The following is a 14,222-nucleotide window of genomic DNA, read 5'->3' as shown; positions in this document are numbered from 1 at the left end:
TAAAGAACACGATTTTGAATATAGTCTTATTTTAACACAACATCGTTAAAGAATTGACGCGTTGTTTCATCTGGAGCGTCACCTTCTAAACGAGCAACTTCTTCACCGTTTTCGAAATAGATAAGTGTTGGTGTTGCTTGAATATTATAAGTATTCCACTCATCCGTATACTCAAGAATGTTTAATTGATCAACTTGAACATCTAGTTCATCGGCAATTGGCATAAGTTTTGGAGTGTAGTTTTGGCAGTGTGAACATTCGGGACTGAAGAAATAGCCGACAACGCCGTCACCTGACTCAATTTTTTCTGCTAAAGCATCCGGTAAAATGATATTTTGATAGTTTTCATCGTCCAATAAGTCGATTGTTGATTGTTTTAAGTTGTCTGTACCGTACGGATTGTTTTCTAGTTTTTCATTGTTTTTCATGTTTGTCAGTACAATAATTGCTGCGAATAATAACACAATAACCGCACCGACAATCGCTAACTTTTTCAAATTATTTCTCCCCCTTTAAAACCTTTAACATATAAAAACTAACTGCTGCTATAATAACAAAAGCAGTAAGCGCCAAAAATGGGATCGTAATGAAGCCTAGCCAGTTAATATACTGACCGGTACACGCTACTCGACCACAAGCAGGTGCTGCATCCTGCATAAAAACTAACTTTTGCAGGCTATAATGATAAAGAGATGTTGCCGCTCCAATTGTAGAGAACACGGCTGTTGTTAATGCAATTTTCGCATTTTTCTGGATGTAGGCAATCGTTGAAATCAGCACAATAGGGTACATTATAATGCGCTGGTACCAGCATAATGTACATGGTTCATAGCTTCGTATTTCAGAAAAGTACAATGATCCAAGCGTTGCTGTCAAAGATACAACCCAAATAATAAGCAAGGCATTTTCAAGTTTTTTGGACATAGTGCTACCTCGATATTCAAATTTTAACTTCTATCGGCAGAAGTTTTTCATATTTATTCTCATTGATTATAGTTTGAATTCGAGAAAAAGTAAATTACTACGTTTATCAAAGGCTATTAAAAGGAAAGTTAAATATGGAGGGGGAGTTTTGCATGACAGATTCATTAGATATGTCCCAATTTGAAAAACCAATGATTATCCGAAATATGACAACAGAGGATATTGACTCGATATTAGAAATTCAGCGTATATGCTTTCCAGGTATGGAACCATGGGAACGAGCGCATTTATACAGCCATTTAACGATTTTTCCTGAGGGTCAAATGGTGGCCGAGCTTGATGGGAAAGTAATCGGTTCCTGCTCAAGTTTGCGCATTAATTTCGATGAATACGATGACCGCCATACATGGAATGATATTACCGACAATGGCTTTATTACAAACCACAATCCGGATGGCTATAATCTGTACGGAATTGAAGTAATGGTACACCCGGCATATCGACGTATGAAAGTCGGTCAAAGGCTTTATGAGGCGCGGAAAGACCTGGCACGAACACTTAATTTAAAATCCATCATTATTGGCGGCCGTATTCCAAACTACCATGTCCATTCGGATGAAATGAGTCCGCGTGATTATGTGGATGCGGTAAGCCGCCATAAAATATATGACCCGGTGCTGACATTCCAGATGATGAACGGCTTTATTTTAATGCGTATCAATCCAAACTATCTGCCGGACGATAGAGCTTCGGGCAAGTATGCGACATTAATGGAATGGAACAACGTGGATTATCGTCCACTGACAAAACGTCATTTCAAGACAAGTTATCCAGTGCGTATTTGTGTTGTGCAATATATGATGCGCGCGATCGATTCTTTCGAAGACTTTGCGAAACAGTGCGAATACTTTGTGGATGTCGGGTCTGATGCAGGCTCGGATTTTGTTGTCTTTCCGGAGATTTTTACGACGCAGCTGATGAGTTTCTTAAATGAGAAATCACCTTCACAGGCTGTCCGTAAATTGACGAAATATACACCTGAATACATCGAACTGTTTACAAGTCTGGCGGTCCGCTACAATGTCAACATTATCGGCGGTTCGCATTTCGTTGAGGAAGAAGATGAGGAAATTTACAATATCGCCTACTTATTCAGACGTGACGGGACAATTGAAAAGCAGTATAAAATTCACATTACACCAAATGAACGCAAATGGTGGGGAATCAGTAACGGTGATAAAGTACGCGTATTTGATACGGACTGCGGCAAGATCGCCATTCAGATCTGCTATGATATCGAGTTTCCGGAACTTGCACGCATTGCGACAGATATGGGCGCGAATATTATTTTCACGCCGTTTTGTACAGAAGATCGTCAAGGCTATTTACGCGTGCGCTATTGTGCACAGTCACGAGCGATTGAAAACCAGATTTACACGGTTATTTCCGGAACGGTCGGCAACTTGCCTGAAACGGAAAATATGGATATCCAATATGCGCAATCTGCCATTTTCGCACCAAGCGATTTTGAATTTGCGCGAGATGGAATTGTCGGAGAGACGAGTCCAAACCTGGAAATGGTATTGATCGGGGATGTCGATCTGGAAATATTGCGCCGACAACGCCAAGACGGTACCGTAAAGCACCTTAAAGACAGACGCCATGACGTATATCGCGTGGAATATTTGAAATAAATTACAGGGGAATTCTGCTATTGTAAAAGATAGCAGGATTTTTTTCATTCAAAAGTATGAGAGGGATAGCGGTGCGTTCTATTTAATTGAAATGGTATGATAGAGAAAAGTGAAGTTGCAAAGGAAGAGCCAGTATGACAAAAGACCAATCGAATATTGCCATATTAAAAGAAATTGCTGAGCTGTTAAACGAGGAAACAGAGATGATTCCGATGCTGAATGGTGCGCTGTCGAAATTTTTAAGCGGTACGAAATTCGAGACAGGCTGGATTTTCTTTATCGATGAAAAAGGAAAATCGGAGCTTGTAGTGAAGCAGGATTTACCGGATGCGCTTAGCCATAACGATTGCCATTATTTAAAGAAGGGCGGATGCTGGTGTGTATCCCGTTTCCGCAATGAAGAATTAAAAAAAGCTTCGAATATTATTGAATGCCAGCGCATTGAAAGTGCCATCGCAGCAAATGTAGGCGATCATAACGAAATTACCCATCATGCGACTGTACCATTGCAGTCAGGGCAGGAACGCTTCGGGTTGCTTAATGTCGCTTCAAGAAATACAGTCCGCTTTTCTGACGAGGAGCTAGATTTACTTGAATCGGTTGCCTTTCAGATGGGTTCTGCGATTAAACGTATTTACCTGACAAATGAACAGCAGGAAATTGCACTTGTTCAGGAACGTAACCGGTTAGCACGCGATTTGCATGACTCTGTCAACCAGCTGCTCTTTTCGGTAACACTGACAGCCCGTGCAGGAGTTGAGATGAGTGATGAGCAGGATATTAAAGAAACGTTTAAAGATATTCAAGAGCTTACACAGGAGGCTTTGACGGAAATGCGTGCACTCATTTGGCAGCTCCGTCCGAAAGGTTTGGAAAGCGGGCTCATTGAAGCAATCAAAGTGTATGCAGAAATGCTGAGCCTGAAATTAACGGTTAATGTTTCGGGGGTCATTCAATTCCCCTCAAGAGTAGAGGAAACGCTTTTCCGAATTACTCAGGAAGCATTGAATAATGTACGTAAACATTCAGGTGTAAAGACTGTGGAAATATATATCAACGTGACCGCTACCGATGTATTACTCGTTATAAACGATACAGGCCAAGGCTTTAATGTGGAGGCGCATCGCCGCATACCATCAATCGGCATGCAATCAATTATTGACCGGGCACATGCAGTTGGAGGCACCGCAGATTGGGTAAGTGAAATTGGAAAAGGAACAGAATTGCTTGTTCGTTTACCATACTAGGGGGGATTTGATGATACGGGTACTAATAGCAGATGACCATCATGTAGTAAGACGGGGGTTATTATTCTTTTTAAAAACTCAAAAGGACATCGAAGTTGTAGGCGAAGCAAAAAACGGATTAGAAGCAGTAGATCTTGTTGAACAACTTTCTCCCGATATCGTTTTAATGGACCTTGTCATGCCTGAGATGGACGGCATCCAGGCAACTAAAAAAATAAAAAAGAATTGGCCGCATATTAAAATACTGATGCTGACAAGCTTTTCAGATAAAGACCATGTGCTGCCGGCAATGGATGCAGGGGCATCAGGCTACCAGCTAAAAGATATTGAACCGGATGATTTGGTGGAATCAATCCGTCAGATTATGCGCGGAGAAAATACGATCCATCCGGAAGCGACTACGCAATTAGAAGAAGGGCTGCGCGAAGATGAGAACAAGCCCCATATTTTAAATCCGCTGACACCGCGGGAACAGGACGTATTGGCGGAACTGACAAAGGGTAAAAGCAATAGGGAAATCGCTTCTTCGTTATATGTGACGGAAAAAACGGTTAAAACCCATATATCGAATATTTTTGCGAAGCTCCATGTACAGGACCGTACTCAGGCCGCTTTATATGCTGTAAAACATAATTTGACTGAGACGAATGAAAGCTAAACGAATTTAATTTAAATAGCAATCAGATAAAATTAAAAACCTCACTTTTTCTCCGGTAGGAAAAAGAGTGAGGTTTATTGTATTGATTATAGAATTTCCTCGTCTGTCGTTTCAGACGGCGGAAGTTTTGTTACTTCAATATACAAAATGTGGTGACCATCGAGTTCGGTTACTTTGAACCTATAGCCCTCTGATTCAATGATATCGCCTTCTTGAACATCGAAGCGTTGTGTCATGAACCAGCCGCCGATTGTGTCGATATCTTCATCTTCAATTGTTGTACCTAAAATATCATTCATTTCCTGCAACAACATTTTAGAGTCAAAGATGTAGTGATCCTCTGCAATTTCCTGTATTTCCGGAATTTCATCTTCATCGAACTCATCTTGAATATCACCGATAATTTCCTCGATGATATCTTCAATTGTTACTAAACCGGAAGTACCACCGTATTCATCCATTAAAATAGCCATGTGAATACGTTCGCTTTGAATTTTTAATAATAAATCACTAATAGGAATTGTTTCGATTACCCGAATCACCGGTTGCATATAGTCATCAACAAGCTTATCGCCATTTGCTGAATCTTTAATATAGGCTGTTAATAAATGCTTCATATTAACAAGGCCGATGACATGGTCTTTGTCGCCATCTGTAACAGGGTAACGTGTATATTGTTCAATGCCCATTACTTCAAATACTTCGCGAATCGTTTGACCTCTTTCAATACTGATAATTTCAGTTCGAGGTACCATTATCTCCTTCGCTATTCGATCAGAAAACTCAAAAATACTATTTACATATTCGTATTCCGAGTGGTTAATTTCCCCACCTTTAAAGCTGTCTGATAAAATCATGCGAAGCTCTTCTTCAGAGTGCGCTTCTTCAGATTCAGAAATCATTTTTAAGCCGAAAAGTCCAGTTAATCCACGTGCCGATCCGTTTAAAGCACGGATGAAAGGATACATGATATTGTGGAACAGAATTAAAAATCCTGACAGCTTTAATGTTACGGCTTCTGCTTTTTGAATAGCGAGAGTTTTTGGTGCTAATTCCCCTACGACAACGTGTATGAACGTTACGAGTGAGAAGGCAACAATAAATGAAAGAACAGTTGTGACATTACCGCTTAAGTTAAAGAACTCAAATACTGGATGAAGAATTATTTCGAAAGTCGGTTCTCCGAGCCATCCGAGTCCTAATGCCGTAATCGTAATTCCGAGCTGACAAGCAGATAAATACTCATCGAGGTTTGAAATTACCTTTTTTGCCCGTATTGCAGATTTATTTCCTTCTGCTACAAGCTGATCAATTTTTGTCGTTCTTACTTTAACTATTGCAAACTCAGTTGCAACGAAAAATGCCGTAGCGGCAATTAAGATAGCAAATGCTATCAACCTAATGGTTAGTTCGATTCCTATGTCTACGTCCAACTATATTCCCTATTCGCGGCGCAAATGAGCGTGGCAAATAAAGAGTACACCTCCTAAAAAAATTTTAATACTACAATCATAAAATATTTACGTAAAAAAAACAATTTATGAATTTGAAAATTGAGGAAATAATTTGAAGTGGGATTGATGTCTATAATAAAAAAATGAATGATTTACCAGATGTGGATAAATTGATAGAAAATTGAAATTTCAATAGATTTATGCTACTGTGAAATGGTAGATAATGATAATTTAGTAGGCAGAGTAATTAGCAAACGCCAGCAGCTATAATTACCTGCAGCCAGCTATTAAATTATGATTACTCGAAACGCGCATAAAAATGGGAGCATCGAAAATTCGACGGCTCCCATTTCTTTTTTATTCGTAAACATGAAAGAGCATTAACTCGTGAATCATTTTCTCAAGCTGTTCTTTCTGTTCTTCAGCAGGACTTTCCCCAAAGAATTTGATGCTTCCATCTTTATAATATTCCGCTACATAACGTTTTTGCTCATAGAAAAAGCGGATGGACCACCCCGGAATTTGACTGTTTTCAAATAATGGCTTATAGCTAAAATGTTGAATCATGAAACTTCCCTCCCTATTTTATCGTACAAGAAAGTAGTACATTGTTGCAATTTTTCTTTTTTGAAATTAATAATAGAACATACACATGATGAAGAAAGAGTGAGCAAAATGGGAGAATTTATTTCGCTATTATTCCTGCTTGGTGTTGTAGGGGCTGTCGTTGGTGCAGCGACAAATTATATGGCAATCAAAATGCTGTTTAGACCTTATAAGCCAATCTATTTTAAAAAATGGAAGCTGCCGTTAACACCGGGGCTTATTCCGAAACGCCGTGAGGATTTGGCGATTCAGTTAGGAAAAACCGTTTCGGAATATTTACTGACACCCGAAACAATTAAGAAAAAGTTTTTATCAAAGGAAATACGCGAAAATGTATTAACTTTTGCGCAAAATAAAGTGTCGCAAGAAATTTTTACTAACGAAAAAACGATTAATGACTGGATTCGTTTGGCGGGTTTCACACAATTACCGCAAACAGTGGAAGGGAAAGTGGATGAACTTATTCACCTACAATTCCATAAAGTAAAAAATACGTTATCATCAAAATCGATCCGTGAATTATTACCGAATGATTTGGAGCCTATGCTGGACCAGAAAATCGATGAGGCTGTCGTACAGATATTGCAAAAGGGCGAAGATTATTTTATGTCGCCAGAAGGTACGATGACAATCAAAAACATGCTGGATGACTTCTTATCGACAAAAGGTTCATTTGGCGGAATGATCCAGATGTTTTTAGGAGACTCCACATCACTCGTTGATAAAGTACAGCGTGAACTTATAAAGTTTTTAAAAGCTCCAGGAACAGCTGCACTTTTAAATCGAATTTTCACAACAGAATGGGAAAAAATTAAAAATCGCCCGGCAATGGACTTTATGAATGATGTAAACTTTGATACGATTGAAACGAGTATCCAAAGCTATGCAAAAAATGCATTGGCATTGGAGGCACGCCTGGATAAAACGATTAATGACTATTGGCCACAAGGAAAAGACTGGGCTACAAATGATTTGCTCCCTAAAATGATGGATAAAACATTTATTGCAGCAGAAGGAAAAATCGAAGACGTACTGAAGCGATTGAATTTAGCGGAAGTCGTTCGAGAGCAGGTAGATTCTTTCCCTATCGCCAAATTAGAAGAGCTTGTACTAGGTATTATTAGTAAAGAGCTGAAATTAATCACATGGCTGGGCGGCATTATTGGTGGTCTTGTCGGGATCATTCAAGCGTTAATCGTCTTTTTGACGAACTAAAAAGAGAAAGTAGGAATATTACATGATTAATATTTATGAAGATATTAATAAACTTGAAGCAACATTCCGCAAGACTGATGAGTTTCAAAATTTAAAGAACGCAGTGGAAACTGTACGTGCAGATGAGGAAGCTAAAGTATTATTCACAAACTTCCGCGATGTTCAATTAAAGATGCAGGACAAACAAAATGCTGGTGAAGAAATTACAGAAGAAGAGTATGTATTTTTACAAAAAACAGCACAGTTGGCTCAGCAAAACGCTAAAATTATAGCAATGCTTGAAGCGGAGATGGCTTTAAGTGCAGTAATTCAGGAAATTAACCGTATTATCACACAGCCAATCCAAGCAATGTACGACGGACTATAAGATTCAAAGGGGTCACACTTTTGTGTGGCTCCTTTTTATTTTGAGGATAATGAGGGCAATATCCCAACTAAATTTACTAACAATAAACATGTTTTTTTTCTTCTACCTTAATATTTGTTACAATGAGATAGATTTTTTATTTAATATCATAAGAAGGTAGAGAATAACATGAAAACGATTCATATTAATGAGCAATTCAAAGAAGACTGGACACGTGTTCTTAATCATATAGCCAATTTATTTTACGAGGATTCCGTTATTCAAATCGAGCAGGATGGTTCGGATATGTCGATTGAATTTAACAAGTCTATTGATGAAACTTTTACGATTTACACATTTGCCAAGTTAAAAGTGGATGGGCAGGAATATACGAGCGACTATTCGATTAAGTATGAGACAGAAGGAACGGAAAAAGAACAAAACATCCGAATGAAGCGTGCATTGTCACATGTCATGCTTGATGTACTTGAACAATATTCCGGTATGACTCAGCAGTGGGGTATTTTAACAGGAGTGCGTCCGACAAAGCTTTATCATAAATATCGGAAAGCCGGTATGAATGATGAGCAAATTGCCGCAGTACTAAAAGAGGATTACCGAATTTCGGATCAGAAAATCGCTTTGATGAAAGCGATTGTTGAGCGACAACTTACGGTGATTCCGGATTTGGATGAGCTTGGAAAGGAAATTTCAATTTATATTGGGGTTCCATTCTGTCCGACAATGTGTGCATATTGTACATTCCCGGCCTATGCAATCCAGTCAAATCGTAAGGCAGGACGCGTAGAGAAATTTATCGATGGCCTTCACATTGAGCTGCGTGAAATGGGCAAATGGCTGACAGAAAAAAATATGCGCATTACTTCGATTTACTGGGGCGGGGGCACACCGACATCAATCGAAGCACATGAAATGGATGCATTATATAAAACAATGTTCGATGCTTTCCCGAATCCAGAGTCTATTCGTGAAATTACTGTAGAAGCAGGGCGCCCGGATACGATTACACCTGAGAAGATCGAAGTGTTGAAAAAATGGGGCATTGACCGTATCTCCGTTAACCCGCAAAGCTATACGCAAGAAACATTAAAAGCAATTGGCCGCCATCATACTGTTGAAGAAACGGTTGAGAAGTTTTGGCTATCACGCAATTCCGGTATGAATAATATCAATATGGATTTGATCATCGGTTTGCCGAATGAAGGTATTGAAGAATTCGAGAATTCATTAGCAGAGTCTGCTAAAATGCAGCCTGAAAGTTTAACGGTTCATACACTCAGTTTTAAGCGTGCATCGGAAATGACGCGAAACAAAGATAAGTATAAAGTAGCTGACCGTGATACAGTAGGGAAAATGATGCAAATGGCAACAGAATGGACAGCTGAAAACGGCTATGTTCCATATTACTTATACCGCCAGAAAAATATTTTAGGAAACTTGGAAAACGTCGGCTATTGTAAACCGGAAGAAGAGTCGATCTACAATATTGTCATTATGGAAGAAGTGCAAACTATTTTAGGTATCGGCTGCGGAGCTTCCTCGAAGTTCGTGCATCCAACGACCGGCAAAATTACACAGTTCCACAACCCGAAAGATCCAGCAGCATATATCCTGACATTTGAAGAATCGATCGCCAAGAAAATCGCCATTTTAGATGAGCTTTATTCTTAATTTGATGAACTTTAAATATCGCCCAATAGCACAGCCAAACAATTGGCATGTGCTATTTGGTGTTTCTGCGAAGGGGAGATTTTTATAATATGATCAACTTGTGTAAACTAGTAAGAGAGTAAAAGAAAAGGATTTGTTGCAATGAAAAAAATAATGGGACTGATAATGTTCACGTTACTATTCGTAGCAGGATGTACAGAAACAGCCGAAGACACATATGAAGAACCACTAAAAGAAATGGCCGTCCACTTTATTGATGTAGGACAGGGGGATTCCATTTTCATCGAAGCACCGAACGGGAAAACAATGCTGATTGATGGTGGCGTAAAGGGTGCCGGTAAGGAAGTTGTCGCCTATTTAAAAGCACAGGGAGTCAATCGTTTGGATTATGTAGTCGCTACACACCCGGATGCCGATCATATCGGTGGATTGATTTCAGTGCTAAATTCCATCTCCATTAAGGAGTTTATCGATTCGGGAAAAGTACATACATCCCAAACATATGAAGAAATGTTAAACCTCATTCAAGCTAAAAATATTAAGTTCACGATACCTGAAGCAGGCGATGAAATTCAGCTTGAAGACAACCTTATTGTAGAAGTTCTTGCTGCAGATGAATCTGCTTCTGATAATAATGACGCTTCAATCGTTCTACACGCGGAATACCAAAATATTTCGTTCTTATTAATGGGGGATGCCGATCACGGGGTAGAGCAGGAGCTTTTACAAAAGGGAACCGATGTACAGGCAACCATTTTAAAAGCAGGCCATCACGGATCGAATACGAGCAGTTCGCCAAAGTTTGTTGAAGCGGTGAGTCCACTAGCAACAATATTAAGCTATGGACAGGACAATAAATACGGTCACCCGCATGCAGAAGTAATCGATATACTGCAAAACGTAAACAGTGAAATATATAGTACCGCAGAAGCCGGGACGATTGTGATTACAACAGATGGGGTAACATATGACATAGATGCACAGCAGTGGACAGGTATCGGGGCAACGAGTTCGATACCGTTACCAGCTTCAACGAAGAGCGGTAAAGTCGAATTGGTCAGCAAAGATGTGCATGAAGAAATTGTTGTCATTCAGAATAATAGTAATCAAGCTGTTAATTTGGAAGGCTGGGAGCTAATATCTGTTGAAGGCAATCAAGTATTTAATTTCCCGGATATTAATTTAGCACCAGGGGAAAAGCTTTCGATAACAAGTGGTCCGAATGCAAAAACAGGTGCGGCCACACTGGAATGGTCGAAAAGACAAATATGGCTAAACAGTGGTGATGCAGCCCAATTAGTCAATACGAAAGGGGAAGTTGTAAGTGAACTACAATAAATACACGCTAGACCGATTTGATGGAGATTATGCGATTTTTTTAAAACACCCGAAAGAAACGGAACAACTTCTGATCCATCATGCTGAAATTCCATCAGAGCTTAAAGAAGGCGATATTGTAAATATTATGGATGATGGTTTTGATTATAAGTTTGAGTTACTGAAAGAAGAAACTGAAAATCAAAAAGCACGAGTCAATAATCTGTTACAGCAATTAAGAAACAAGGAATAACAGTCTTTATTTCTTAATTCTATTTATCCTCAAAAATTTAGAAAAATCAAAAAGTATCGGAAATTGGACGCTTTAGTATGGTAAAATATATGGGTACATATATTAATTTTAGGAGCGTAACAATGGCTATTAAAACAATAATTTTCGATTTAGATGATACTTTATTATTCGATCAACATTCAGTAAAAATGGCATTTGAAAAGACATGTGACTATGCAGCGACTAAAAAAAACGTCGACGCACAGGAATTGGAAGAAGCGGTAAGATCGGCAGCGCGCAGTCTTTATGAAAGTTATCCTACATATGACTACACGGTCTTGATCGGTATTAATCCATTTGAAGGTCTTTGGGGAACGTTTGATGATCCGACACCGCAATTTCAGCAAATGAAAGAAATTGTACCTGCGTATCGAGCTGAAGCTTGGACAAAAGGTTTGGCGGCAGTTGGAATTGAAGATGCAGCATTAGGTACAGTACTTGGGGAGCGTTTCGTAGAAGAACGTAAAAAAGCACCATTTTTCTATGAGGATACATTTGCCGTATTGGATGAATTAAAAGGGAAATACGAACTTGTGTTATTAACGAACGGTGCACCAAGTTTACAAAATTTAAAGTTGGAGATTACTCCGGAGATTGTACCGTATTTTGACCATATTATTATTTCAGGTGATTTTGGTAAAGGGAAACCGGATGCTTCCATTTTCGAGTTTGTAATGGAAAAAGCGCAGGTTACGAAAGATGAAGCCATTATGGTCGGCGATAATTTAATGACCGATATTTTAGGTTCTTCTCGTGTCGGTATGCGCAACGTTTGGATTAACCGCGAAAGTAAACCGCACAATCCGGAAATTGTTCCGACATATGAAGTAACATCTCTTACAGAATTTTTACAGTTAGTGAAAACATTATAAACTAGCAGACGCACTTTACTTTAAGTAAGTGCGTTTTTGTATTAAAAGAATGAATTTTCTAAAAATTAATGCTATAATGGGTGTATGAAAGGGATGAAAGAGGTTTTTCTATGGTAAATAATAATATATGTCGCTGTGAAAACTGCGGCCGCACAAACAATTCAGTACAGATCAATCCGATAACGATTGATCATCATACAGCATACCTTTGTTTGGCATGTGAACATGTGCTTCATTTACCTGAAAACAAAAACCGCTTCTTCAGCCTTGTACGCAGTAAAAATAGAAAACAGGCCAATCCGGAAATGCTAGGAGTTCACAGTATATTGTCTGCATTTATTGCAGTTGGTGTCTTATTTTTCGTTGCGATTGCAGCATTAGGAGTAGCGCAAAGTGCTGACATTGTGACATTGCCACTATTTGAAACGGAATCTATTTTAATAAATGAGTATTTATCTTTTTTACAGCTAAAATCATTGTAAATTATAGACCTGGTGAAACCATTCACCAGGTCCTTTTATTATTTTCCTAACAGTTCGGAGACAGTCACAAATTCGAAGCCCTGTTTTTGTAGTGTTGCAAGCACATCATCCAATGCATCGGCGGTTGCCTGATGAATATCATGCATTAATATGATACTCCCATTTTTTGCATGTTCTTTTACTGCCAGCACCGTTTTTTCTGGATCACGATGCTTCCAGTCAAGTGTATCAATTGTCCACAGCACATTCGGAACATTTAATTGATCAGTAATGGTTTCATCATAGCTCCCATACGGCGGGCGGAAGACGGTTGCCCGTTGACCGATAGTCGATTTAATAATTGCATCGGTTGACTGGATTTGCTTCTTTATTTCCTCAGGTGTTAATGTTGTCAGTCTTTCATGATTAAATGTGTGGTTGCCGATTTCATGGCCCGCGTTATATACGGCTTTTAAAATTTCTGGATGTTCCTTCACCTCTTGCCCTACAACAAAAAACGTCGCCTTTGCCTCATACTTCTCCAATGTTTTTAAAATTTGTCTCGTCACCTTTGGGTGGGGGCCATCATCGAATGTTAAGGCGATCTTCTTATCCGTTGCTGGTTTAGGATTAACTGGTTTCTCTGGCTTCTCTGGTTTCTCCTTTTCAACTGGTGGTGTAACCAGTCCGTTCGTCAGCACATAGCCAGATAGCTTATCCGTTGTGACAAACGCCCAACCTTTTAAATTAGTAAGCATTTTAACAGGGCTGTTTTTACGTAATACACCAATTTCAGTACTCGAAGAACTGGCAATCTCTCTTACAACTAAATCGGCTGAGCTTTTGACGATCATCGCTTTTGAAGCAGGTTTCACAAGTGCCTGCTGATTGACAAAACCGGTAAGACGTCCGTATTTTACAAAAACAAAGTCGGCAGTTGCAGATCCGTAAAGCTCTACAATTGTATTTAAGTGAAGTTTTCCTTTAATCTCGCTCTCTTGTTTATTCGTCACACGCACAAGTGGCTCTTCTTTCGCTTGTACGAGCATATATTGAGGGGTTGCAGACATTAAATATTCGCTTGGAATATAGCCGATCACCGTTTTATATTGAACTTCAGCCCATCCATCCGCTTCTGAAAGTACGATAACGGGTGTTGCTTTAGACAGTGTAATCACTTTTTGCTTTAAAGTTTCATCAAATACTCCGGTCTCTATTGCCGTGATTTTAATTGTGGCAGAAGGGGCTGCTGCATGGACACGCCCGTTATTTACTAGGGAAACACCAACGATACAGAAAACAATTAATAAGAAATAAAGTATTTTTCTCAACTAAACTCTCCTTTTAGTAAAAAGTGAGCGAATAGAGTGAACGGTTGGTGGGAATCGGGTAGGGGTCTTCACTTTCGCCAAGTTTTATGTAAGATTTTATCCAATCGAAGTTT

15 protein-coding genes are annotated in these 14,222 nt (G+C 39.2%); 10 read left to right on the top strand and 5 right to left on the bottom strand.

The window, feature by feature from the left end:
• Nucleotides 1-26: 26 nt before the first annotated feature.
• Nucleotides 27-497: a thioredoxin family protein gene (locus tag M3166_RS13635; protein ID WP_251690428.1), complete on the bottom strand. Its 471-nt coding sequence runs from the start codon at nt 495-497 to the stop codon at nt 27-29.
• 1 nt (nt 498) lies between these two features.
• Nucleotides 499-924: a disulfide oxidoreductase gene (locus M3166_RS13630; protein ID WP_251690426.1), complete on the bottom strand. Its 426-nt coding sequence runs from the start codon at nt 922-924 to the stop codon at nt 499-501.
• Nucleotides 925-1,076: 152 nt separating this feature from the next.
• Between M3166_RS13630 and M3166_RS13625 the strand changes: the two genes are divergently transcribed.
• The 3 genes from M3166_RS13625 to M3166_RS13615 all read left to right on the top strand — a co-directional run bounded on the left by M3166_RS13625 (nt 1,077) and on the right by M3166_RS13615 (nt 4,523).
• Nucleotides 1,077-2,618 (top strand): bifunctional GNAT family N-acetyltransferase/carbon-nitrogen hydrolase family protein, encoded by a 1,542-nt coding sequence (locus M3166_RS13625; protein WP_251690425.1) that lies wholly within the window; start codon nt 1,077-1,079, stop codon nt 2,616-2,618.
• 134 nt (nt 2,619-2,752) lie between these two features.
• Complete coding sequence (locus M3166_RS13620; protein WP_251690423.1) at nt 2,753-3,865, top strand: GAF domain-containing sensor histidine kinase; 1,113 nt, start codon at nt 2,753-2,755, stop codon at nt 3,863-3,865.
• 10 nt (nt 3,866-3,875) lie between these two features.
• On the top strand, nt 3,876-4,523 hold the full coding sequence (locus tag M3166_RS13615) for a response regulator transcription factor (protein ID WP_251690421.1): 648 nt from the start codon (nt 3,876-3,878) through the stop codon (nt 4,521-4,523).
• Nucleotides 4,524-4,609: 86 nt separating this feature from the next.
• On the opposite strand, the gene M3166_RS13610 is transcribed toward M3166_RS13615, so the two are convergent.
• Entirely contained in the window at nt 4,610-5,920 is a 1,311-nt protein-coding gene (locus M3166_RS13610; RefSeq protein ID WP_251690457.1) for a hemolysin family protein, read from the bottom strand.
• Between the two features lie 414 nt (nt 5,921-6,334).
• Nucleotides 6,335-6,544 (bottom strand): YheE family protein, encoded by a 210-nt coding sequence (locus M3166_RS13605; protein ID WP_008406488.1) that lies wholly within the window; start codon nt 6,542-6,544, stop codon nt 6,335-6,337.
• Nucleotides 6,545-6,652: 108 nt separating this feature from the next.
• On the opposite strand from M3166_RS13605, the gene M3166_RS13600 reads away from it, so the two are divergent.
• The 7 genes from M3166_RS13600 to M3166_RS13570 all read left to right on the top strand — a co-directional run bounded on the left by M3166_RS13600 (nt 6,653) and on the right by M3166_RS13570 (nt 12,799).
• Entirely contained in the window at nt 6,653-7,798 is a 1,146-nt protein-coding gene (locus M3166_RS13600; RefSeq protein ID WP_251690419.1) for a DUF445 family protein, read from the top strand.
• Between the two features lie 22 nt (nt 7,799-7,820).
• The gene (locus M3166_RS13595; RefSeq protein ID WP_065216702.1) at nt 7,821-8,165 is read left to right on the top strand and encodes a YlbF family regulator; all 345 of its coding nucleotides are present in this window, start codon (nt 7,821-7,823) and stop codon (nt 8,163-8,165) included.
• A 168-nt stretch (nt 8,166-8,333) separates the two neighbouring features.
• On the top strand, nt 8,334-9,836 hold the full coding sequence (locus tag M3166_RS13590) for a coproporphyrinogen III oxidase (protein ID WP_251690417.1): 1,503 nt from the start codon (nt 8,334-8,336) through the stop codon (nt 9,834-9,836).
• Nucleotides 9,837-9,977: 141 nt separating this feature from the next.
• Entirely contained in the window at nt 9,978-11,174 is a 1,197-nt protein-coding gene (locus tag M3166_RS13585) for an MBL fold metallo-hydrolase (RefSeq protein WP_251690415.1), read from the top strand.
• On the top strand, nt 11,161-11,406 hold the full coding sequence (locus M3166_RS13580; RefSeq protein ID WP_251690413.1) for a DUF3006 domain-containing protein: 246 nt from the start codon (nt 11,161-11,163) through the stop codon (nt 11,404-11,406). The genes M3166_RS13585 and M3166_RS13580 overlap by 14 nt, the downstream gene beginning before the upstream one ends.
• 122 nt (nt 11,407-11,528) lie before the next feature.
• Nucleotides 11,529-12,317, top strand: coding sequence for an HAD family hydrolase (locus M3166_RS13575; RefSeq protein ID WP_251690411.1), 789 nt, complete (start codon nt 11,529-11,531; stop codon nt 12,315-12,317).
• 110 nt (nt 12,318-12,427) lie between these two features.
• On the top strand, nt 12,428-12,799 hold the full coding sequence (locus tag M3166_RS13570; protein WP_251690409.1) for a DNA polymerase III subunit delta: 372 nt from the start codon (nt 12,428-12,430) through the stop codon (nt 12,797-12,799).
• Between the two features lie 38 nt (nt 12,800-12,837).
• Here the strand turns inward: M3166_RS13570 and M3166_RS13565 are convergent, their stop codons facing one another.
• Complete coding sequence (locus M3166_RS13565) at nt 12,838-14,109, bottom strand: polysaccharide deacetylase family protein (RefSeq protein ID WP_251690407.1); 1,272 nt, start codon at nt 14,107-14,109, stop codon at nt 12,838-12,840.
• Nucleotides 14,110-14,222 lie beyond the last annotated feature (113 nt).

Source organism: Solibacillus isronensis (assembly GCF_023715405.1).
Classification (GTDB): Bacteria; Bacillota; Bacilli; order Bacillales_A; family Planococcaceae; genus Solibacillus; species Solibacillus isronensis_B.
Note: the sequence above shows the minus strand (reverse complement) of the source record. Positions and strands in the feature narration are given on the sequence as shown.

Excerpts from the sequence above, each read along its gene's own strand:
- M3166_RS13630 (WP_251690426.1), bottom strand. The coding sequence starts at position 924 with ATGTCCAAAAAACTTGAAAATGCCTTGCTTATTATTTGGGTTGTATCT.
- M3166_RS13625 (WP_251690425.1), top strand. The coding sequence starts at position 1,077 with ATGACAGATTCATTAGATATGTCCCAATTTGAAAAACCAATGATTATC.
- M3166_RS13620 (WP_251690423.1), top strand. The coding sequence starts at position 2,753 with ATGACAAAAGACCAATCGAATATTGCCATATTAAAAGAAATTGCTGAG.
- M3166_RS13615 (WP_251690421.1), top strand. The coding sequence starts at position 3,876 with ATGATACGGGTACTAATAGCAGATGACCATCATGTAGTAAGACGGGGG.
- M3166_RS13605 (WP_008406488.1), bottom strand. The coding sequence starts at position 6,544 with ATGATTCAACATTTTAGCTATAAGCCATTATTTGAAAACAGTCAAATT.
- M3166_RS13600 (WP_251690419.1), top strand. The coding sequence starts at position 6,653 with ATGGGAGAATTTATTTCGCTATTATTCCTGCTTGGTGTTGTAGGGGCT.
- M3166_RS13595 (WP_065216702.1), top strand. The coding sequence starts at position 7,821 with ATGATTAATATTTATGAAGATATTAATAAACTTGAAGCAACATTCCGC.
- M3166_RS13590 (WP_251690417.1), top strand. The coding sequence starts at position 8,334 with ATGAAAACGATTCATATTAATGAGCAATTCAAAGAAGACTGGACACGT.
- M3166_RS13585 (WP_251690415.1), top strand. The coding sequence starts at position 9,978 with ATGAAAAAAATAATGGGACTGATAATGTTCACGTTACTATTCGTAGCA.
- M3166_RS13575 (WP_251690411.1), top strand. The coding sequence starts at position 11,529 with ATGGCTATTAAAACAATAATTTTCGATTTAGATGATACTTTATTATTC.
- M3166_RS13570 (WP_251690409.1), top strand. The coding sequence starts at position 12,428 with ATGGTAAATAATAATATATGTCGCTGTGAAAACTGCGGCCGCACAAAC.